Consider the following 19,846-nt stretch of genomic DNA (forward strand, 5'->3'; position numbering starts at 1 on the left):
ATGGCAGATTCAGACCATAATAAATCTTTGTTAAAGAAAATTATATCCATCGTTCTAGGTTTTGGTCCTGGCATTTTTGCGATAGGCTATACCATAGGCACAGGGAGTGTGACTTCTATGATCGTGGCTGGAAGCACCTTTGGGATGCAGCTGCTGTGGGTGCTTTTTTTGAGTTGCTTATTTTCTGGTGTTTTGATGTTTGCTTATGGGAATTATGCATTGATCACAGGTGAAACGGCGCTTTATGGCTTTAAGAAGCATTTAAAGTATGGTAAGCTCATCGCACTCTTGATCATTGTGGGAATTTCATTTGGACAATGGAATTCGTTAATGGGTATTTTAGGAATTTCGTCCAATATTATTTTTGAAATATTGGCACTCAATATTGAAGGCTTAGCCCCACATAAATATGAGGTGGTCTTAACGGTTGCCATCGTAGTAATAGTGGTATTCTATTTATTGATGCTGGTAGGAAAGTACACTTTCTTCGAAAAAATCCTAGTGGTATTTGTATCCTTCATGGGCTTATCATTTATCATATCTTTCTTTTTTGTGCAGCCTCATGGAATAGATGTAGTGAAAGGTTTGATTCCCACTATTCCTGATGTCCCTGGAGGTAAGATGTTAGTAGCTGCTTTTGTAGGAACTACCATGGCTGCTGCTACTTTTTTATCTCGTCCATTGTTCGTGAAGGGTAAGGGCTGGACCATCAAGAATTTGGATCAACAAAAAAGGGATTCAATTACAGCAGCGGTTTTAATTTTTGTGATCAGTGGAGTGATTATGGCTGTGTCTGCTGGCGCTTTGTATTATGATGGTAAAGAAGTTACACAAGTAATAGATATGGCTGGAGCATTGGAGCCAGTTGTGGGTAAATGGGCTGTTACTATTTTCTTTTGTGGAGCATTGAGTGCTGGGTTGTCTTCCGTATTTCCTTGTCTATTAATCGCTCCATTGCTTATCGCTGATTATCAATCTGGAACCGTAGACACCAGCTCAAAGCAGTTTAGAATCATTACAGCAGTCGCTAGTCTGGTGGCATTGATGGGTCCGGCTTTTGGGTCTAATCCTATTCAAATTCAAATACTATCTCAGGTGTTTAATGTATTCGTATTGCCGATAGTGGTGCTCGGAATTATACTGATGCTGAGCAATAAAAATGTCATGAAAGATTATAAAACCAGTTGGGGTGTTTATATAGGAATGTATGCCGCCTTGTTTTTTTCTCTTGTAATTTCATACAATGGAATCATGGCTCTAATGGATTACTTTGTGTAATAAATGAATCCAGAAATTGAATTACAGAGTTATTCTTTTAGAATAGAAATGCCTAAAAATTAATTGCAGTGAAGATAAGTTTGATAGATCAGCAGGCGAATAAGATTTTACAAAATGAGGTCATCAGTAAAATCAGAGATTTAATCAATAAAAGAAACCTAGAACGAGGAGATAAATTGCCTTCTGAAAGGATGATGTCCGAAAAATTTGAGGTCAAAAGAAACCACATTAGAGAGGCCATTAGAAAACTGGAATTTTATGGTGTGGTAAAGTCGGTCTCTCAGAGCGGTACCATGTTGGCCATTGGTTTGACTGGGTTTAATGGTATGGTGGATGAAATTATTTCTTTGAATGCACCTTCGTTTCAAGAACTTGTAGAGACTAGAATATCCTTAGAGTTGGAAATGGTAGGCTTGGCTGCTCAAAGACGAACAGACGATGATTTAGATAAGTTAAAAGATGCGCTTGAAGCGTTCAAGGTAAAATTAACTAATGGAGAGAGTTATTTAGAGGAAGACTTATTATTTCATTTGGCTATAGCCAAGGCTAGTAAGAATGGAACAATGATATCACTCATGTTATTATTGATTCCGCCGATACTTTCAAAGTATGACAGAGATAATGTTTGCGAGGGCGATGAGGTACAGGCTGAGATTAAAAAGCATGAAGATGTTTATCTGGCTATTGAGTCGAAGGACGCAGCGCATGCGACAAAAATGATGAATAAACACTTCTTTAAATTATCTCAATATTTAGAAAGAACAAAAGGGGAATAGGCGATTACCATTTTGTATCTGTCAAGATTCCACCATAGACTATTTGCTTTGCAATGTCTTCTAACCGATATTTTACTTTGGATTCATCCAAATTTAGGAAGCTATTGGTTAAATTGTATGTACGTACATAAAACCCAAAACTATGGACAGAAAATCATTCCTCATTAAAATAGGTGCAGCATTTTTAGCTGGTATCCCGCTCGTGTCACTATGGAGCTGTTCTGATAACTCGGAAGATGACGATATGGATGACAACGCTGAAGATGACGAAGAAATCGACGACGAATCTGATGAAGATGACACTGACGATTCTGATGACACATCTACCAGTTGTGTAGACAATGGAACTTCCAGCTCTATTTCGGCGAATCATGGGCATAGTTTAACAGTATCTAAAGAAGACATGGCGGCCGGAACTGCCAAAACATACAGCATTACTGGTAGTGCGGATCATGCGCATGATGTCACGGTAACTGCCGAAAATTTTACTTCGTTGCAAAGCAATAGTAGTGTGACCATTCAGTCTACAACTTCGGGGCATTCGCACAGCGTTACCATTACTTGTGCCTAATTAGTTGGCCGCTGGATTAGGGAAGTTGTCTGATTCATCTTCTCCGGGTCTTTTGTGCAAGCACTGAAAGTCTTTTTCTACTAAGATTCTGACATTGGTTTGGTCTGCATTTTCAAATCCGACCAAGTCAGTTTCGGTCCATTGTTTGGATAAATCTATTGGGACTTGAACAGTAATGTGACTCCCGTCAAAATCCACAGATACTTCTTTTTGATTTGAAGAGAGCAATTGATAAGTCAATGAGTGAGATCCAAAATTAATTGCATCTCCCACGCGATTGTTTTCTGAAAAATTATCCACTTCACTTTGGCTCAATCTAAGTCGTACAAAATTCCCGTTGATTCTGATTTTCATGGCTGTTGCAAAGATTTACTGATCCAAAAGTACATTTTCTTTTCCTGAGTAAATATTGAATGAATCCTTTTTTAGAAACCCAACCAGGGTTTTTTTGCTTTGTTGTGCCAGATCTACCGCAAGATTTGATGGCGCTCCTAGTGCTGCAATAATTTGTATGCCAGCCATTGCTGATTTTTGAACCATTTCGAATCCTAGTCTACCACTCAGCCATAGAATAGTTTGGCTTAAATCAATTTTTTTCATGCTTCCTACACCGATTAGCTTGTCCAGCGCATTGTGTCGGCCTATGTCTTCTCGTAGGACCAGTAGCTCTCCATTACTATCAAATAGCGCTGCAGCATGTAGTCCACCAGTATACTTAAAAGTACTTTGATGATTTTTCAACTGTTGAGTCAATTGAAGAATGGTTTTTTTAGTGACTTTAAGAGGATTGTTTTTCGAAGCTGGTATATCAGAAGTTATCATATCCAAAGAAGCTTTGCCGCATACACCACAGCTAGAACTTGCATAAAAATTTCTTCTGAATTTTTCTTGGTCAAATGGAGTTCCATTCTTTAGCTCGACTTTGAGGGTGTTTTCTGGTTGTTTGGCCTGCATGCAATACTTTGCAGAAAGAATGTCTGTGGAAGATTTCACAATTCCTTCAGAAAGTAAAAAACCTCTGGCTAATTCTTCGTCTGCACCAGGGGTGCGCATCGTGATGGCTAATGAAAACTCCTCTCGTTTGGTTTCTTGCCCGTACCCAATCCGAATTTCCAAAGGCTCTTCTTTGACCAGTAAGTCGTTGGTTTCTTCAAAGTTTTGTGCGTTGACTCGTAATATTTTGGATGTTGATATACCTAAAGTGCTCATTCCCGTATGCCTCTATTGAGTAATAATTTTGCATCAATCTTATAGCATAAATGTATATTATATCACTGACTTACAAAGTTCCTTTAGAAAAAATAGATCAGCATTTGGAAGATCACGTCGCATATTTAAATACCCAATACGAAAAAGGTCATTTCCTGATGTCCGGAAAGAAAGTGCCTCGAACGGGTGGAGTCATATTGGCGCAAGCCAATGATAAAGAAGAAGTGATGCGAATAGTTGAGCGGGATCCATTTTATGCGAATCAGTTGGCTGATTATGGAGTGACTGAATTCATTCCTTCTAAATCCGCAAAGGAGTTGCAATTTTTATTGGTTTGATCAAATCAGGATTTACTTCGTTTGAATAACTTTGAGACTTATGAGTGAAATTCAAATAAAGGTGGTGGCTTTTGGAATCGCTAGAGATATCATAGGAGGTAGAGAACTCAATTTGAAATTGAAGAGTGGCTCGAAAGCACAAGAAGCCATGCATCTGTTGAAATCTCAGTACCCTGCCTTTGAGCAATTGAGTACGCTAAACTTGGCCATCAATGAAGAATATGTGGATGATAATCATGTCATAATAGAAGGTGATGAATTGGTACTCATTCCACCAGTAAGCGGAGGTTGATCATTATGATAGAAATCACAGAACATAAAATTGACGTTCCAACGCTTATTGCTGCTGTCTCACATGACGGGGCTGGTGCCACTGATGTGTTTATAGGAACCACTCGAAACAAAACCTCTGAAAAGGCCGTGGTAAAGCTGGATTTTGAAGCTTATGAGCCTATGGCGGTCAAGGAGCTTCAAAAAATCGTAGACAGAGCGAAAGAACAATGGCCCATATTAAAGTATGCTATTTCACATCGAGTGGGAGTAGTAGAAATTGGAGAAGAAGCGGTAGTGATTGCAGTATCTACACCGCATAGACAAGCTGCATTCGAGTCCTGTCAATTTATTATTGACGAACTCAAAAAGACCGTTCCCATCTGGAAAAAAGAAATTTTTGAAGATGGTGACGTCTGGGTGGCTTCTCACCCTTAGCCTAGTATTTTTATGGCCGCTTCGTACTCTTCTGGTGTATTGATATTTTTTAGTACGGTAGGGTCTTCCAGATGTACGATTTCTACCTCGGTATTGATCAGTACTTTTCTTGGACATGAATACCCAAGACTCAGAAAATGTAATAAGTGCGAATACGCTCGAGGTTCCCAAATTGTAATCAAGGGTTCTGGAAACTCAGTTTCGGGATTGTAAAAAGCAGTAGCAACTTTAGAAGGGTTTCGTTTTAAAACCAAAAATTCCAAAATCTCTTTTGTTAGGAAGGGTTGATCGCATGCAGTGACTAACCATGCTCTATTTGGATTGCTCCGAAAGGCAGAAAGTATAGCTCCAAATGGTCCAAGCCCAATGAAACTATCAGCAATCTGATGGTCTGATTCAGTCCCTAGTTGATCTTGCCTCACAGCATAAAATGCTTGATCGGTTATCGAATCAAGTAAGTCAAACATGAAGTCCTTTTGGCTCTTTCCATAATAATTGATTTCACTTTTGTCTCGCTTCATGCGTGTGCTCTTTCCTCCTGCAAGCACCAATCCATTGATATTTGGAATGTTCTCAATTAAATTCTTTTCGATAATTGAATTGATTGAAGATATATCGCTTAGTTCATATTTAGGGATTTTATCAAAATTCGCAATACTTGATTTGAGAAATTCAGGAGTATCGCTTTCACCATCTTGAAAAAGTATTAAAACTACTTGAGTTAACTTGTGTAGTTTCTTCTCTAGTGACTTTCTTGAGTCAATGACAAGTATTTGCTTTTCAGCTTCAAAATGATTGCCATTCACTAAAATTAAATCCTGATTGATAAATTTTCTTTTATAGTCGAATGGATTTAGCTCACCCATTTCATCAAAACGGTGGAAGTCAATTTTGTCAACATATTCTAGCTGATTGCCATAGGCTAGCGAACTGCCTTCAAGATTAGAAGCGTCATCAGCACTTTTGTGATCCGCATCTACATAGGCGATTTTATATTTATCGGAAAGCTGTTTGCTGATTGATTGAGCCAGCTTTTTGATTTCCCCACACGGCGTACCTAGAATAGCAAATTCGTTCCGTCCAAAATTTCCTATGTTGGGTCTTGTTAGTTTGGCGTGTTTTTGGTGTTTTTTAGCCATTGTATCTAAAGTCTTTTTTGCCTCCTGTCTTCTCGATTAAACGAGTTTCTTTAATGACAATGTTGTGCGACAGGGCTTTACACATATCATAAATGGTTAACGCTGCCAAAGAGGCTCCTGTAAGTGCTTCCATCTCAACCCCCGTTTTGGCGGCGATAGTTGCTGTACATTCGATTATCACTTCAAGTCCTTTTACTTCTATGGAGAAATCACATCCATCCAATCCAATGGGGTGACAAAGCGGGATCAATTCGCCCGTTTTCTTAGCTGCCATCGTTCCAGCAATTATTGCTGTTTGAAAAACCGGACCTTTTTTAGAATGAATCTCTCCAGCTTCTAAACCTGACATGATTCCCTCTGTCAACTGAACCGTGCTACGAGCTGTTGCTGAGCGCACTGTTACTTGTTTGTCAGTAACGTTGACCATGGATGGATTGTTTTCTGAATCTATGTGAGAAAATTTGTCGTTTTTCATATTTGGTATTCGATTCGAGACGAGTTGTATTTAATTTACAAACAGGAGATAAAATTAGAGAATCTGACATGATATCAGTTGACAAGGCTAAAAATATTATTAATTCGCAGCAACCAAACTGGGGAGAAAAAATAATCCCTCTAGAGAATAGTATGGGAGAAGTATTGGCGGAAGACATTTTTGCAGATAGGGATTTCCCGCCTTTCGATAGAGTGACGATGGATGGGATTGCGTTGAGTTATGAGGCTTTCAAATCTGGAAAAAGAGAATTCGTTATTCAAGAAACACAGTTGGCAGGAGAACCTGCCGTTACCCTTAGAGGTCAAGATTATGCCATTGAGATCATGACAGGTGCAATTTTAAGTCATGGTTGTGATTTGGTTGTCAGATATGAAGATTTAGAATTTTCTGAAAGTGAAGATAAAAAAACTGTGTACATCCACTTGGAAGAGGCCAGTCGATGGAAAAATGTCCATAAGCAAGGTAGCGATCAGGGTAGTGGTGAATTATTAATTTCAAAAGGAAAAGTAATTACAGCTGCTGAAATAGCCATTATGGCTACTGTAGGACAGAGTGAATTATCTGTAAAGAAAAAACCAAGAATAGCCATTGTATCTACAGGAGATGAGTTGGTTGATGTGAACGAGAAACCTCAGACTCACCAAATCAGAAAGTCGAATTCAGTGGCTATCGAGGCTTCTTTGAATCAGCTTAGAATCCCAAATCAAAGAATTCATTTAAATGATAATAAGAAAGAGCTTAAATCTAAGATTGGAGCGATTCTGAATGATTTTGATATTGTCTTGATGAGTGGGGGGGTATCTAAAGGTAAAGCAGATTACCTACCTGAAGTTTTAGAAGAGCTGAAGGTGAATAAACTTTTTCATCGTGTGGCACAGCGGCCAGGTAAGCCCTTTTGGTTTGGAGTGAATGATTCGGGTACACAAGTATTTGCTTTTCCAGGCAATCCAATTTCTACCTATATGTGTTTTAGAGTTTATTTTATTCCTTGGCTAATGAAGAATCTGGGTAGAGAATGCTCTAAAAAAATGGCTGTATTGCAGGAGGAGGTTGAATTTAAACCTGATCTTGGCTATTTTTTACAGATTCGTAGTGTGACGATGCCTGATGGTCTTATCCATGGGTATCCCGAAATGGGTAATGGATCTGGAGACCTAAGCAATCTTGCTAAAAGTGATGCCTTTCTTTATTTGCCTCAAGGTAATAGCCAATTCAAAACTGAAAAATCATACGAATATTATTCGTTTGATATATCGAGTTTAGCATAGACAGCGTCTACGCTTTTGAATGGATTGAATGAGATCATTTCTTCTTTACACCCTAATAGACTTAGGAAGAAGATGTAAAATGAAAGACTGAATACAAATCTTTTATATCTTATTAATTGCTTCATTTTCCAAATAATTATATTCAACCAATTTCCCTATTTAGAATCTTTAGATTCCAATTGGTTTAAAAACATAATAAATTTTTCTTTAAGATATACTTTGTGGACAAGCTGCTACTGTTTTGATAATCAATTAATTGTTAATTATAAATTATCTCTACATTACAAAACTAATGAGCTTATGCATATTCACCAACTTTTATGTTCGGATATATTTCTGCGTAGGTCTTAATGCGCTCCTGATCCAACCTACGGTATACATGGTGCCTTTTTATTTTGGAAATAGAGTTTACTCCTGTAGCTCCCATAAATTCCACAAAACTCATGACTGTTTCGTTATGAAACTTGGCCACTCGTTGGATTTTATCATCCACGTTTAAGCCTTTGACCAGATGCTGTTGTTGGGTGGCTACTCCTGTAGGGCAGTTGTTGCTATGGCATTCTAAAGCCTGTATGCACCCCAATGCTAGCATCATACCACGTGCACTGTAGCAAGCATCTGCACCTAAGGCAAAGGCTCTGAAAATATGGAACCCTGTAAGAATCTTGCCAGAAGCCAATACACGAACATCTTTTTTGAATCCATAACCTCTCAAAGAATCACATACAAAAGCTATTCCATCTCTCAATGGCATGCCTATGTTGTTGGAAAATTCTAAAGGCGCTGCACCAGTACCTCCTTCTCCACCATCAACTGTAATAAAATCTGGTGTTATTCCTGTGTTTTGCATGGCAATGCAGAGATCTGTGAATTCTATTTTATTACCTACACAAAGTTTGAATCCTACAGGTTTGCCATTGGATAAATCTCTTAACTTCTTAATGAAATGCATCAGTTCTTCAGGGTTTCCAAAAGCACTGTGGGCGGGTGGGGAATCAACACGTGTGTGTGGTTCCACTGCTCGAATGGCAGCAATTTCTTCAGTGTTTTTTATGGCTGGCAAGATACCTCCATGTCCAGGTTTGGCACCTTGAGACATTTTGATTTCAATCATTTTAACTTGATCCAGCGTGGCTTTTTCTTTGAACATTTCCTCATTGAATGTACCATCCTTATTTCTGCAACCAAAATACCCTGTTCCAATTTGCCAAATCAAATCTCCCCCGTGTTTCAAATGATATTGACTAATGCTGCCTTCGCCCGTGTTGTGTGCAAAATTCCCCAGTTTCGCTCCTCCATTGAGAGATTCAATGGCTCGGTCGCTCAATGCTCCATAACTCATAGCAGATACATTGTATATGCTAGAATTGTATGGTTGTTTACAATCTTTACCGCCTATCATCACTCTGGGGTGATCGTCTAAATCGTGGTGGTTGATTGGATGAATAGAATGATTAGCCCATTCATAACCGTCTACATAAACATCGAGTTTTGTTCCAAAAGGATTGGTAGAAAGCGCGCCTTTGGCTCTTTGATAAACTATCGATCTAAACATTCGGTTGATGGGTGCACCATCGGTTTCAGATTCGATAAAATACTGATAGATCTTAGGTCTTAGATCTTCCATAACATAACGAAAAGCACCGAGTACTGGGAAGTTTCTTCGAAGTGTATGCTTTTTATCAAAAATGTCCAGTGTGCCAAGTATGATAATTGGGCCAATAAGTGCAAAACTCCACCATACCCACGGCCAATAAAGAGAAAGAATGATTAAAGTTAAGGAGGTTATAATCGAGAGTGCAATGAACTGATTTCTCATAAGTAGAGGTTATAAATGATTAATGTCAAATTAGTCAATTTCCTCTCCTCATGCACAAGTTGCATGGAAATTATAAATATTAAAGGTAATTTCAAAATTGATGCAACCCTAAAAGATTTATATGGTCTTTTGTATAGAATTTTGATAATCGTTGGAAATAGGAAATAAGGACATTCATTATCATTTGGTCGAAGCGGCGAAACGCTACGATCAATCCGCTCAATTTGAACTTTACAATTTGTATGTAAAGGCCATGTTGAATGTGAGTTTTCGTATAGTGAATGATCGTGATGAAGCTGAAGATGTAATTCAAGATGCTTTTGTCAATGTTTTTAAGAATATTGATAAGTATCGTGGAGAGTCGACTTTCGGAGCTTGGGTCAAGCGTATTGTAATCAATGCGTCTATCAACGTGCTTAAGAAAAGAAAGCTAGACTTGGTGGAAATAGATCAAGCGGGAGGAGAAGTAGATGAGTCATTTATCGATGATGAGGAGTCTTTGAGTCTGCCAGCTATCAAATCAGCCATCATGCAATTGCCAGAAGGTTTTAGAGCAGTATTAAGCCTCTATTTACTGGAAGGCTATGATCATAAGGAAATAGGAACAGTATTGGGTATTACTGAATCTACCTCAAAATCTCAGTTCAATAGAGCTAAGAAAAAATTGAGAGAGATTCTAAAAGACAAGTATCAATATGAAAGATAAATTAGAAGATTTCATCATATCGCATAAAACTGATTTTGATGATTTGGAACCAAGGAAAGATACTTGGGAAAAGATTCAAAAAGAAATAACTCCTAGTGAGCAGAAGAAAGATTACGTCTGGCTATGGAAAGCAGCGGCAGTAGTGTTTTTGTGTATTTCAGTCGGTTTGGCTGTCGAGCGCAGTTTGTTTAGTGAGGATGAATCTGTTGCAGATGTAAATGTTATTTCAAAAAATAAGACTGCAGAATTGAATGAAGTGGAGGGGTACTACACTCAACTCATTTCGCAAAAACGAATGGAAATAAAAAGTGTAATAGATAAAAATGGTTTGGTAGATGTGGAGCTGTTAAAGGATATGGAGCAGTTAGATCAGATGTATACCTCGCTAAAAAAAGATTTAAAAAGGAATCAGAATGATGAAAGGTTGATCAACGCCATGATTCAGAATTTACAATTGAGAGTCGAAATTCTAAACAAACAATTGAGAATTTTAGAACGAATAAGTAAACACGAGCAAGATGAAAAAATTAGTGTATAGCCTATTGACTTTAGCCACTATCATGGGGCTATTGTCGGGTACGGTAGAAGGTAAAAATAACGGATTGGACTATGAGAAGAGTCGAAAAATTTCCAAGAGCTATGAAGTGAAGTCAAACGTAAAATTGGCGATTGAAAATAGTTTTGGGCGTGTCCATGTCAACACTTGGGATCAGAATAAAATAACTGTAGATATTGAAATCATTGCTCGAATGAGCAATGAAAGTAGAGCACAAGACCTGCTTGACAAAATTGATATTAAAATCGAAGAGAGTAGTTCGATAATTTCATTTGAAACAGTGCTAGGTAGGCTTAAAAACAGAGACCGAGAGGAATTTGAGATCAACTATAAGGTGAATATGCCGAAAAAGAATGATTTAAAGCTGAGGAATAGCTTTGGGGGAAACTACATTGGTGACCTAATGGGGGAAAGTGAAATTAATGTTTCTTACGGCGATTTTAGAATTGAAAAACTATTAGGGCTTGCTGATATTAAAATTTCATTTAGTGATGGCTCTATTCAGTTGGTTAAACAAGGAGAAATTGAGATTAAATATTCGGATGTAGAAATCAATGAGCTCGGCGTGGTGAAAATGGAGCAAGGTTTTTCTGATGTTGAAATAGAAAAAATTGGAACTATTGACTTGACTAGTAAATATGGTGATATGGAGATTGGCACCGTTCAGGGAATTAAGGGGTATGTGGGCTACTCGGAATTCTCAATAGATAGATTAGAAGTTGAATTGGATATTGAAGCCTCCTATAGTGGAAATTTCACAATTGATGAGGTGGCTAAAGACTTTACAAAAATCATAATCGATGGTAAGTTTGGTGATTATAGGATATCATTTGAAGAGGGAGCCAACTTCACCTTTGACACAGAATTGAGCTTCAGTGATTTCAGCTATTCAGGACTGCCATTGGATTTTGAGTATAAAATCAGAGAAGATTTCAAGGGTCGATACAAAGGAAAAATGGGGAGCGGAAAAGGTGGCTATATTCGAATTGATACTAGTTATGGCGATATCCGATTCCGATAGAAAATAATAACTCAAAAGCTCAATCTGCGTATGAGATTCCTTATGCACAGATTGAGTTTTTTTATTGTAGCCCTAATTATCTATTCTTTTCTTGATTATTATGTCTTTCAGGCGGTTAAAGTAGTAGTCAATAATTTTTCTTCAGCAGGTAAGCTTACAGTTTACATCTTATACTGGTCATTAACTGTGTTTTCTTTTGTTGCTTTGGTGCTTTTTGGGAGCGTCGATCCAACAAAGTATCATAATCTCAGAACCTTTCTGGCGACAGCAGTTTTTATGAATATTTTAGGAAAGTTGACCGCCGGACTTTTTGTTTTTGCGGATGATATTTTCCGAGTTGGAAAATATGCATATCAAGGACTGTTTCAAAACGGCGTGACTAGTTCATCTGCTGACCATGGGATTTCCAGATCTGAGTTTCTTTCTAAATCAGCTTTAATTGCAGGAGCGATTCCTGTTGCAGCCATGAGTTATGGGATATTGTCAGGAGCTTATGATTATCGTGTGAGAAAACGCACGATCACATTGCCAAACTTACCCAAAGCATTTGATGGAATCAGGATTGGTCAGTTGTCAGATATTCATAGTGGAAGTTTCTATAATAAAACTGCAGTAAAGGGTGGAATTGACTTGCTTAATGCTGAAAAACCGGATCTCTTTCTATTTACAGGCGATTTGGTCAATAATGAATCCAAAGAAGTCAGTGACTATATGGATATTTTTTCGAAAGTGAAGGCTTCTGCAGGTAAATTTTCTGTGCTAGGCAATCACGATTATGGTGACTATAAAGCTTGGAGGTCTCAAGAAGAAAAGCGAAAAAATCTTGAACAATTGGTAAATTCTCATAAGCAGATGGGTTGGGATATTTTACTCAATGAACACCGATACTTGGAAGTAGATGGAGAAAGATTGGCCATTCTTGGAGTAGAGAACTGGGGAGCACGAGGATTTACAAAATATGGGGATTTGGCTAAAACTTCAGAAAATGTAGAAGCGGATACCAAAATATTGTTGTCACATGATCCGAGTCATTGGGATGCTCAGATCAGGCCAGCATTTGAAGATATTGACTTGACCCTATCAGGACATACTCATGGATTCCAGTTTGGAGTCGAAATAGGCAATTTCAGATGGAGCCCCTCTCAATACCTGTATAAACAATGGGCCGACTTGTATTCTGAAGGCAATCAACACTTATATGTGAATCGAGGGTTTGGCTTCTTAGGATATCCAGGTCGCGTTGGGATATTGCCAGAGATTACGATTTTAGAATTAAAGAGGGCATAGCAAAAAAGTACTAAGGGCTTACAAATTATCAACTGTTATGAATCTGAATATTGCTTAACATAAGAGTTGAGTATTGATCATTAGTAAGAGCCCTTTGATTTTGGTTGATAGATTTTAGGGCCTTAAGCAAGTATTCAAAAAGAGGCTTCGGCCTCTTTTTTTATTTGCACTAAAAATATCCTAACCTCTTCTTAACTTCCTCTTTATAGGTTCTTCCTACTGGTATTTTTATTGTTCCAAGAAGAATTTGATTTGGAGAGAAAGATTCCACAAACGCAATTCCAATAATAAATGATCGATGTACCCTTAGAAACTTATCTGTAGGTAGAATATCTTGTATAGTCGTTAGGCTTTTGTAAGCCACTATTTCTTTTTCCGAAGTCTTTACTTTGATGTAATTTTTAAGGCTTTCTACAAAAACAATATCATCAAGAACTACTTTTTCTAGTCTCTTCTCTACTTTCAGATAAATAAATTTTTGACGGTTTATTTCCTGTTTCTCACTAGAAGAAATCCAGAGTTTATACAAGGAGTTGCCAATAGGGAGTATGGCTGCTAGATTCACGTCTAATAGGGTGTTCATCAATTCAGAAATGATGAAAAAACTTGACGCATCCCACTCGGGGAGATAAGTAGGCTGTACATGATAAAACATAAGTGGCCGCTGAATCAATAGTCCCACCAGTACAAGTAGCAATAAATAGGCAAGAGCAAAACGTGTGAATTGCCTGTTTAACAAAAATTTTGGAATAAGCCAGTATAACGTCGTATAAACTAAAATGAGCCTAGATGGTAGGCTATATAACTGTATAATAAAATTTCGTTGATAGTTGTCGTCCGAGCTCCCCCAAACAACACTTAAAAATGTAATAAGTCCCAGCCAATAAAGTATGTGTTTGGCGATTCCGCGAAGGCTATTGTGATGCAAAACTATCAGTCAATTTTTTTTGTGTTAACAAAAGTTTTAAAAGTCGATAAACATAAAAACTATTTGATACGAACGACTAGCAATTTTATACAAAGAACCTCGATTTTTATATCAACTACTTTAAATAACCAGAATTACTTCAAAGTTTATTCTTTCGGCCTGCCTGTAGTCTGGATTAAGAAACGGTTGATTGTATAAGGAAGTTGGTAGTAAGCCAAAATCATATCATCTAGTGGGATGTTTAATTTTTAAAACTTATTTGGTATGAATACAAAAAACAGAATTATACTCATTTGTTTGGCACTGTGTTTCACAGTGTTGAATCTTCAAGGGCAATCCATTCAGTTGGAGCGTGTAGAGCCACCAAGCTGGTGGGTTGGGATGGAAAGTTCCTCGCTTCAGTTACTTGTTTATGGTGAAAACATTAGCTTTTCTACACCCATGATCAATTACCCAGGAGTAGAGGTAAAAAGTGTTGTCAAATTAGAGAACCCTAATTATCTATTTGTCAACCTCAACATTTCTGCTGAAACTCAGCCTGGATCATTTGAAATCATCTTCATGAAAGGAAAGAAGCGATTAACTTCTTTTCAATATCAATTAGAGCAAAAGAATAACAGAAGTTCGAATGGACAAACCGTGGATGGGGCTGATGTTTTCTACCTTATTACACCTGATCGTTTTGCGAATGGGAATAAAGGAAATGACTCAACTGATGATACTATTGAAAAAGTGAATCGAGACGACATGCATGGTAGACATGGGGGAGACCTGAAGGGTGTAGAAGATCATCTGGACTATGTGCAAGAACTTGGAGCTACTACGCTATGGCTGAATCCTTTTTTAGAAAATGATCAACCAGCATATTCCTATCATGGATATGGAATTTCAGACTTTTATAGAACAGATTCAAGGTTTGGTTCGAACGAAGATTTTAAAAATCTCACCAAAGTGTGCCATGTTCGAGGAATGAAAATGATCATGGATCAGGTTTTTAATCATTGCGGTGCTGGACATTGGTGGATGAATGATTTGCCAGCAAGAGATTGGCTCAATCAGTGGGACACATTTACAAGAAGCAGTTTTACAAATGTTGCAGCTTCCGACCCGCATGTGTCTCTGTCAGATTATGATTTATTCACAAAAGGATGGTTTGACGTGAACTTACCTGACCTAAATCTTCAAAATGAATTTCTCGCCACCTATTTAATACAAAATTCTATATGGTGGGTTGAATATGCTCAATTGGACGGAATCAGAATGGATACCTATCCATATCCGGACAAACAGGTAATGGCTGACTGGGTAAAGAGAGTTAAACTCGAATATCCAGACTTTTATATTGTAGCTGAGACGTGGGAAAGTAAGGCATCCTCTTTGTCTTATTGGAATAGAATTGGATCCAATGCTGATGGTTACGATCCGCAAATTAATAGTGTATGTGACTACCCACTATACTATGCAATGCTCAAAGCCTTTGGTGAAGATGGCAACGTCTACAAATTGTATGAAACATTGGCGGAGGATTTCGTTTATGGAAATGCATCAAACAACAAGATTTTCAATGGGAACCATGATGTTCCAAGGCTTTACACTTTGCTCGGTGAAAATATGAGTAAAGTCAAACTAAGTATGGCTTTTACGCTGACCACACGTGGGATTCCGCAGTTATATTATGGAGATGAAATTTTATTAGCAGGCAACAAACCCGATGGAGTTTTGAGAAAAGACTTTCCTGGTGGATGGAAAAGTGATAAGAGAAATGCCTTCTCAAAGGAGGGACGAACTGTAGAGGAAAATGAACTCTATACGTATGTAAATAACATTCTTAAGTGGCGAAAGAATGCCGAGGAAATTCACGAAGGACGACTCATACATTTTCAACCATACGACAATGTTTACGTCTATTTTAGATCTCTTGGTGATAAGAGAACCATGGTTATCATCAATAACAATAATAGAAAATTTGAAAAGTATAATTTGGCTCGTTTTAACGAGGCCTTAGAAGGGTATAGAAGTGGTACTGATGTTATCACAAAAAGTAATTATTTGACCTTGGGGTATATCGATATCGAGCCAAATACGGCCTTAATCATAGAATTAAAAAAGTAAGATAGATTCAAAAAGAGGCTTCGGCCTCTTTTTTCATTTCTGATAAAGTACTTTACCGTTCACTATCGTGTACTCCACTTCTGTAGATAGTATGTCCTGAGCTGGTATTTTAAGTATGTCTTTAGACAACACTGTGAAGTCTGCCAATTTCCCAATTTCAATCGAACCTTTGATGTCTTCTTCAAATGCTCCATAAGCATTGTTGATGGTATATGCTTGAAGTGCTTGCTCTCTGGTCATTCGTTGATCTGGCTCATAGCCATTCTCAGGTTTTCCTTCTAAGGTCTGTCTTGTAATTGAGGCATAAAAACTAGCCAAAGGATTTACTGGTTCTACAGGAGCATCTGTTCCATTCATTACGTTAGCACCGGTCGTGATTAGTTCCTGCCACATGTAAGCACTTTCCACTATCCTTTTTTCTCCCAATCGGTCGATGGCCCAAGGTCGGTCCGAACTCATATGAATGGCTTGCATAGATGGTATGACACCCAATTGCCCAAACCTTGGGATATCATCAGGAGCGATATGCTGGGCATGTTCAATTCTGAATCTTGGATTGCTCATAGTAGTGTCAGATTTGAGTACGATTTCATACATGTCCAAGACTTCATGATTGGCACGGTCCCCTATGCAATGCGTACATATTTGAAAACCATTTTTTGTACCTTGTTCAGTAACCCTCATGATATAATCAGCAGGAGTGAGTCTAAGTCCTTGTACTCCTGGTGCATCTTCATAATCTTCTAGGAGCAAAGCACCTCTGGAACCAAGTGCTCCGTCTGCATACAACTTAATTGAGCGAACAGTAAGAAAATTGTCGCCTAAGCCAATCTGAGGGCCAGTGCTATACCAATTTTTCAATAGTCCTTCATCTCTTCCATTTAGCATAACATAAAGTCTGATTTTGAGTAGGCCGTTGTTTAAAAACGACTCATAGAGGTCAATCGTTTTTTGTTTGGCTCCCGCATCATGAAAACTTGTAATCCCATTTTGTAAACATTGCTCAATGGCCATATTCAATACTTGAATTTTTCTCTCATCAGAATCTTCAGGAATGATGTCTTTGACCAATTTCATCGCCGTTTCGTTGAGAATCCCAGTAGGGTTACCTCCCAAGTCCTTGAAAATGGTTCCTCCTTCAGGATCTGGTGTGTTTTTATTTATACCAGCCAGTTCTAACGCCCTTGCATTGGCCAATAAGGCATGACCACTGGCGTGAGATAAAACGACAGGATTGTTGGGAGAGATTTCAGAAAGCTTGTTGTGAGCAGGGAATCCATCAATCATATTCTCAGGTAGTACAAACCATTTGTCTTGATGCCAGCCACGACCAAGAATCCATTCTCCATCTTCGACCTCATCTACTTTGGCTTTTACCAACTCAATGATCTCATCATAACTTTTGGTATTTATCAAATCTAGATTGATGAGATTTTCACCAATGCCCATGAGATGACCATGACCTTCAATAAATCCTGGAGTTAGTGTTTTCCCTTCCAAGTCTATGATTTGTGTGGTATCTGCAACCCATTGATTGGCATTGACATTATTTCCTACATAAACTATTCTTCCATCCGTTACAGCGAGAGCTTCAGCTTTAGGTTCAGTTTTGTTTAATGTATAGATATTTCCATTGAATAAAACTAAATCTGCCTTTGGATGCTTGTCTGCACAAGAAAATTGCAGACAGATTGCCACAAGGACTAATAAATAATATGTAGAGCGCATTTTGCTGCTTAAAATTTGAATGATTCAAATGGGTTCCAACATTAAGTTTACCATTTTTGTAGTTAATAATCAAAAATATATTTGCCAACGGTAAATCCCAAGCATGAAGGTATATACAAAAACTGGAGATAAAGGAACTACAGGGCTTCTTGGAGGCACAAGAGTATCAAAAGCAAATTTGAGAATAGAATCATACGGCACCATTGATGAGCTAAATAGCCACATCGGGATGGTGAGGGATCAACCTGTGAATGAATCAATTGCAGAAGAGCTTATAGCCATACAGAATACCCTTTTTGTAATAGGATCTCATCTTGCTTCCGACCCAAATAAATCGAAAGTGGTTATTCCTGAAATAGAAGCAGAAAAAATAGTGCTACTTGAAAATGCTATAGATAGAATGGATGGAGAACTACCAGAGATGCGAAATTTTGTCTTGCCCGGAGGTCATGTTTCTGTTTCAGCAGGACATATAGCACGTTGTGTTTGTAGAAGGGCAGAGCGATTGGTGATAGGATTATCTGAAAATGAAATGGTGCATGAAAATATCACTAAGTATTTGAATCGTCTTTCTGATTATCTATTTGTTCTTTGCAGATGGATGACTCAAGAATTGAAAGCGCCGGAAGTACCTTGGAAGCCCTGATTTATTTCTATAGTATGTTACCTCAAATTACATTTTCGAGGTGCTTCCCATCACTATTTTGATTAAATTTGCGTTTCATTACCCAAAACAAAAATAGCTTAACGAATGACTGAGACGGCACAATTTGAAATTAAGAAGATCGAAAGATCAAGAATTAGTGAGGTTGATTTTGACAACATCCCATTTGGCAAAGTATATGCCGACCACATGTTTGTCGCGGATTTTGAAAATGGTGAGTGGAAAAATCTGAGAATTGAGCCTTTTGGCGACTTATCTATTAGCCCAGCCAATGCTACTTTACACTATGGTCAGTCTGTTTTTGAGGGATTAAAAGCATATAAAAACAAGGAAGGGGAGATCTTAGTTTTTCGTCCTGAAGCAAATGCTAAACGTATGATCATTAGTGCGGAACGTATGTGTATTCCTCCAATATCTGAAGAATTATTTATGTCAGCTCTTACCGAGTTGCTTAAATTGGATAGTGCATGGATTCCAGAGAAAGCTGGGTCGTCTTTGTATGTGAGACCAGTTGTATTTGCAGATGACCCTTATGTAGGCATCAGACCATCTGAAACTTACAAATTTTTAATTTTTACTGCACCAGTAGGGGCTTACTATACTGAGCCAGTTAATGTGAAAATTGAGACTAAATACACCAGAGCAGTAGCTGGAGGAGTAGGATATGCTAAAACGGCGGGTAATTATGCAGCGTCTTTATACCCAGCGTTACAAGCACAAAAAGAAGGTTATCATCAGTTGATATGGACGGATGGACAAACACATGAGTTTGTTGAGGAAGCTGGTACGATGAACTTGTTGTTCTACATTGGCGACACTTTGATTACGGCGCCAACTGGTGACTCTATTCTCAATGGGATCACTAGAGATAGTGTATTGACATTGGCCAGAGATTGGGGGATGAAAGTAGAAGAAAAGAGGTTGAGCGTGAAAGAATTGGAAGCGGCTTTAAAAGCAGGTGAAGTGAAGGAAGCTTTTGGTGCAGGCACAGCGGCTACTATTGCCAAAATCCATAAAATTGGGTATAACGGTGTGGACTATGTACTGCCAGCAGAAAAACCATTATCTGACAAATTATTTGACACTTTAGATAAAATTAAACTGGGAGAAATTGAAGATACACATGGGTGGGTTTACAAAGTCTAATCCATAATTTCTCTTCTGTCGAAATAATGAAGTCCCGATTGATCGGGACTTTTTTTATGCCTAAATTTCTATTTTCCAATCCAAAAATGAATCTTC

The 19,846-nt window shown here is 38.1% G+C and carries 21 protein-coding genes; 14 read left to right on the forward strand and 7 right to left on the reverse strand.

Annotated features, from left to right (window positions below):
- From ABJH98_RS03820 to ABJH98_RS03830, 3 genes are all read left to right on the forward strand, one after another.
- Window positions 1-1,278 carry an Nramp family divalent metal transporter gene (locus ABJH98_RS03820; protein WP_348306305.1) on the forward strand — a complete coding sequence of 426 codons (1,278 nt, stop codon included), beginning with the start codon at window positions 1-3 and terminating at the stop codon, window positions 1,276-1,278.
- Between the two features lie 68 nt (window positions 1,279-1,346).
- Complete coding sequence (locus ABJH98_RS03825; RefSeq protein WP_348306306.1) at window positions 1,347-2,054, forward strand: FCD domain-containing protein; 708 nt, start codon at window positions 1,347-1,349, stop codon at window positions 2,052-2,054.
- A 142-nt stretch (window positions 2,055-2,196) separates the two neighbouring features.
- Complete coding sequence (locus tag ABJH98_RS03830) at window positions 2,197-2,625, forward strand: hypothetical protein (protein ID WP_348306307.1); 429 nt, start codon at window positions 2,197-2,199, stop codon at window positions 2,623-2,625.
- Here the strand turns inward: ABJH98_RS03830 and ABJH98_RS03835 are convergent, their stop codons facing one another.
- Both ABJH98_RS03835 and fdhD read right to left on the reverse strand, forming a co-directional pair.
- The gene (locus tag ABJH98_RS03835; protein WP_348306308.1) at window positions 2,626-2,979 is read right to left on the reverse strand and encodes a hypothetical protein; all 354 of its coding nucleotides are present in this window, start codon (window positions 2,977-2,979) and stop codon (window positions 2,626-2,628) included. It lies immediately after the preceding gene.
- Between the two features lie 15 nt (window positions 2,980-2,994).
- Window positions 2,995-3,834: a formate dehydrogenase accessory sulfurtransferase FdhD gene (gene fdhD, locus ABJH98_RS03840; RefSeq protein WP_348306309.1), complete on the reverse strand. Its 840-nt coding sequence runs from the start codon at window positions 3,832-3,834 to the stop codon at window positions 2,995-2,997.
- Window positions 3,835-3,884: 50 nt separating this feature from the next.
- On the opposite strand from fdhD, the gene ABJH98_RS03845 reads away from it, so the two are divergent.
- From ABJH98_RS03845 to ABJH98_RS03855, 3 genes are read left to right on the forward strand one after another with little or no spacing between them, the layout of a single operon-like run.
- The gene (locus ABJH98_RS03845) at window positions 3,885-4,172 is read left to right on the forward strand and encodes a YciI family protein (RefSeq protein ID WP_348306310.1); all 288 of its coding nucleotides are present in this window, start codon (window positions 3,885-3,887) and stop codon (window positions 4,170-4,172) included.
- A 40-nt stretch (window positions 4,173-4,212) separates the two neighbouring features.
- Window positions 4,213-4,464 carry a MoaD/ThiS family protein gene (locus ABJH98_RS03850; protein WP_348306311.1) on the forward strand — a complete coding sequence of 84 codons (252 nt, stop codon included), beginning with the start codon at window positions 4,213-4,215 and terminating at the stop codon, window positions 4,462-4,464.
- Between the two features lie 5 nt (window positions 4,465-4,469).
- Window positions 4,470-4,880: a molybdenum cofactor biosynthesis protein MoaE gene (locus ABJH98_RS03855; protein WP_348306312.1), complete on the forward strand. Its 411-nt coding sequence runs from the start codon at window positions 4,470-4,472 to the stop codon at window positions 4,878-4,880.
- Here the strand turns inward: ABJH98_RS03855 and ABJH98_RS03860 are convergent.
- Window positions 4,877-6,019, reverse strand: coding sequence for an NTP transferase domain-containing protein (locus ABJH98_RS03860; RefSeq protein WP_348306313.1), 1,143 nt, complete (start codon window positions 6,017-6,019; stop codon window positions 4,877-4,879). The genes ABJH98_RS03855 and ABJH98_RS03860 overlap by 4 nt on opposite strands.
- Window positions 6,012-6,494, reverse strand: coding sequence for a cyclic pyranopterin monophosphate synthase MoaC (gene moaC / locus ABJH98_RS03865; RefSeq protein WP_348306314.1), 483 nt, complete (start codon window positions 6,492-6,494; stop codon window positions 6,012-6,014). The genes ABJH98_RS03860 and moaC overlap by 8 nt, the downstream gene beginning before the upstream one ends.
- A 68-nt stretch (window positions 6,495-6,562) precedes the next feature.
- Here moaC and ABJH98_RS03870 point away from each other — a divergent pair, with 68 nt between their 5' ends.
- Window positions 6,563-7,783, forward strand: coding sequence for a molybdopterin molybdotransferase MoeA (locus ABJH98_RS03870; protein ID WP_348306315.1), 1,221 nt, complete (start codon window positions 6,563-6,565; stop codon window positions 7,781-7,783).
- Between the two features lie 298 nt (window positions 7,784-8,081).
- Here ABJH98_RS03870 and ABJH98_RS03875 read toward each other — a convergent pair whose 3' ends face one another.
- Entirely contained in the window at window positions 8,082-9,602 is a 1,521-nt protein-coding gene (locus ABJH98_RS03875; protein WP_348306316.1) for an FMN-binding glutamate synthase family protein, read from the reverse strand.
- Between the two features lie 151 nt (window positions 9,603-9,753).
- Here ABJH98_RS03875 and ABJH98_RS03880 point away from each other — a divergent pair, with 151 nt between their 5' ends.
- The 4 genes from ABJH98_RS03880 to ABJH98_RS03895 are packed head-to-tail and all read left to right on the forward strand — an operon-like array spanning window position 9,754 to window position 13,172.
- The gene (locus tag ABJH98_RS03880; protein ID WP_348306317.1) at window positions 9,754-10,308 is read left to right on the forward strand and encodes an RNA polymerase sigma factor; all 555 of its coding nucleotides are present in this window, start codon (window positions 9,754-9,756) and stop codon (window positions 10,306-10,308) included.
- Window positions 10,298-10,846 (forward strand): hypothetical protein, encoded by a 549-nt coding sequence (locus ABJH98_RS03885; protein ID WP_348306318.1) that lies wholly within the window; start codon window positions 10,298-10,300, stop codon window positions 10,844-10,846. Before ABJH98_RS03880 ends, ABJH98_RS03885 begins: the two co-directional genes overlap by 11 nt.
- Complete coding sequence (locus tag ABJH98_RS03890; RefSeq protein ID WP_348306319.1) at window positions 10,827-11,885, forward strand: hypothetical protein; 1,059 nt, start codon at window positions 10,827-10,829, stop codon at window positions 11,883-11,885. Before ABJH98_RS03885 ends, ABJH98_RS03890 begins: the two co-directional genes overlap by 20 nt.
- A gap of 30 nt (window positions 11,886-11,915) precedes the next feature.
- Window positions 11,916-13,172, forward strand: coding sequence for a metallophosphoesterase (locus tag ABJH98_RS03895; protein ID WP_348306320.1), 1,257 nt, complete (start codon window positions 11,916-11,918; stop codon window positions 13,170-13,172).
- A gap of 169 nt (window positions 13,173-13,341) precedes the next feature.
- On the opposite strand, the gene ABJH98_RS03900 is transcribed toward ABJH98_RS03895, so the two are convergent.
- Window positions 13,342-13,827, reverse strand: coding sequence for a LytTR family DNA-binding domain-containing protein (locus ABJH98_RS03900; protein ID WP_348306321.1), 486 nt, complete (start codon window positions 13,825-13,827; stop codon window positions 13,342-13,344).
- A gap of 537 nt (window positions 13,828-14,364) precedes the next feature.
- Here ABJH98_RS03900 and ABJH98_RS03905 point away from each other — a divergent pair.
- On the forward strand, window positions 14,365-16,212 hold the full coding sequence (locus tag ABJH98_RS03905) for a glycoside hydrolase family 13 protein (RefSeq protein ID WP_348306322.1): 1,848 nt from the start codon (window positions 14,365-14,367) through the stop codon (window positions 16,210-16,212).
- Window positions 16,213-16,245: 33 nt separating this feature from the next.
- On the opposite strand, the gene ABJH98_RS03910 is transcribed toward ABJH98_RS03905, so the two are convergent.
- Entirely contained in the window at window positions 16,246-17,940 is a 1,695-nt protein-coding gene (locus ABJH98_RS03910) for an amidohydrolase (protein ID WP_348306323.1), read from the reverse strand.
- 103 nt (window positions 17,941-18,043) lie between these two features.
- Here ABJH98_RS03910 and ABJH98_RS03915 point away from each other — a divergent pair, with 103 nt between their 5' ends.
- Together ABJH98_RS03915 and ABJH98_RS03920 are read left to right on the forward strand one after the other, a co-directional pair.
- Window positions 18,044-18,586 carry a cob(I)yrinic acid a,c-diamide adenosyltransferase gene (locus ABJH98_RS03915; protein WP_348306324.1) on the forward strand — a complete coding sequence of 181 codons (543 nt, stop codon included), beginning with the start codon at window positions 18,044-18,046 and terminating at the stop codon, window positions 18,584-18,586.
- 105 nt (window positions 18,587-18,691) lie between these two features.
- Complete coding sequence (locus tag ABJH98_RS03920; RefSeq protein ID WP_348306325.1) at window positions 18,692-19,750, forward strand: branched-chain amino acid aminotransferase; 1,059 nt, start codon at window positions 18,692-18,694, stop codon at window positions 19,748-19,750.
- Window positions 19,751-19,846 lie beyond the last annotated feature (96 nt).

It is taken from the genome of Reichenbachiella sp., assembly GCF_039969095.1.
Taxonomy (GTDB): Bacteria; Bacteroidota; Bacteroidia; order Cytophagales; family Cyclobacteriaceae; genus Reichenbachiella.

Bases quoted from the DNA above. Each gene is read 5' to 3' on its own strand.
- ABJH98_RS03820 (WP_348306305.1), top strand. From the start codon at position 1: ATGGCAGATTCAGACCATAATAAATCTTTGTTAAAGAAAATTATATCC.
- ABJH98_RS03830 (WP_348306307.1), top strand. From the start codon at position 2,197: ATGGACAGAAAATCATTCCTCATTAAAATAGGTGCAGCATTTTTAGCT.
- ABJH98_RS03835 (WP_348306308.1), bottom strand. From the start codon at position 2,979: ATGAAAATCAGAATCAACGGGAATTTTGTACGACTTAGATTGAGCCAA.
- fdhD (WP_348306309.1), bottom strand. From the start codon at position 3,834: ATGAGCACTTTAGGTATATCAACATCCAAAATATTACGAGTCAACGCA.
- ABJH98_RS03845 (WP_348306310.1), top strand. From the start codon at position 3,885: ATGTATATTATATCACTGACTTACAAAGTTCCTTTAGAAAAAATAGAT.
- ABJH98_RS03850 (WP_348306311.1), top strand. From the start codon at position 4,213: ATGAGTGAAATTCAAATAAAGGTGGTGGCTTTTGGAATCGCTAGAGAT.
- ABJH98_RS03855 (WP_348306312.1), top strand. From the start codon at position 4,470: ATGATAGAAATCACAGAACATAAAATTGACGTTCCAACGCTTATTGCT.
- ABJH98_RS03860 (WP_348306313.1), bottom strand. From the start codon at position 6,019: ATGGCTAAAAAACACCAAAAACACGCCAAACTAACAAGACCCAACATA.
- moaC (WP_348306314.1), bottom strand. From the start codon at position 6,494: ATGAAAAACGACAAATTTTCTCACATAGATTCAGAAAACAATCCATCC.
- ABJH98_RS03870 (WP_348306315.1), top strand. From the start codon at position 6,563: ATGATATCAGTTGACAAGGCTAAAAATATTATTAATTCGCAGCAACCA.
- ABJH98_RS03875 (WP_348306316.1), bottom strand. From the start codon at position 9,602: ATGAGAAATCAGTTCATTGCACTCTCGATTATAACCTCCTTAACTTTA.
- ABJH98_RS03885 (WP_348306318.1), top strand. From the start codon at position 10,298: ATGAAAGATAAATTAGAAGATTTCATCATATCGCATAAAACTGATTTT.
- ABJH98_RS03890 (WP_348306319.1), top strand. From the start codon at position 10,827: ATGAAAAAATTAGTGTATAGCCTATTGACTTTAGCCACTATCATGGGG.
- ABJH98_RS03895 (WP_348306320.1), top strand. From the start codon at position 11,916: ATGAGATTCCTTATGCACAGATTGAGTTTTTTTATTGTAGCCCTAATT.
- ABJH98_RS03900 (WP_348306321.1), bottom strand. From the start codon at position 13,827: ATGTTTTATCATGTACAGCCTACTTATCTCCCCGAGTGGGATGCGTCA.
- ABJH98_RS03905 (WP_348306322.1), top strand. From the start codon at position 14,365: ATGAATACAAAAAACAGAATTATACTCATTTGTTTGGCACTGTGTTTC.
- ABJH98_RS03910 (WP_348306323.1), bottom strand. From the start codon at position 17,940: ATGCGCTCTACATATTATTTATTAGTCCTTGTGGCAATCTGTCTGCAA.
- ABJH98_RS03915 (WP_348306324.1), top strand. From the start codon at position 18,044: ATGAAGGTATATACAAAAACTGGAGATAAAGGAACTACAGGGCTTCTT.
- ABJH98_RS03920 (WP_348306325.1), top strand. From the start codon at position 18,692: ATGACTGAGACGGCACAATTTGAAATTAAGAAGATCGAAAGATCAAGA.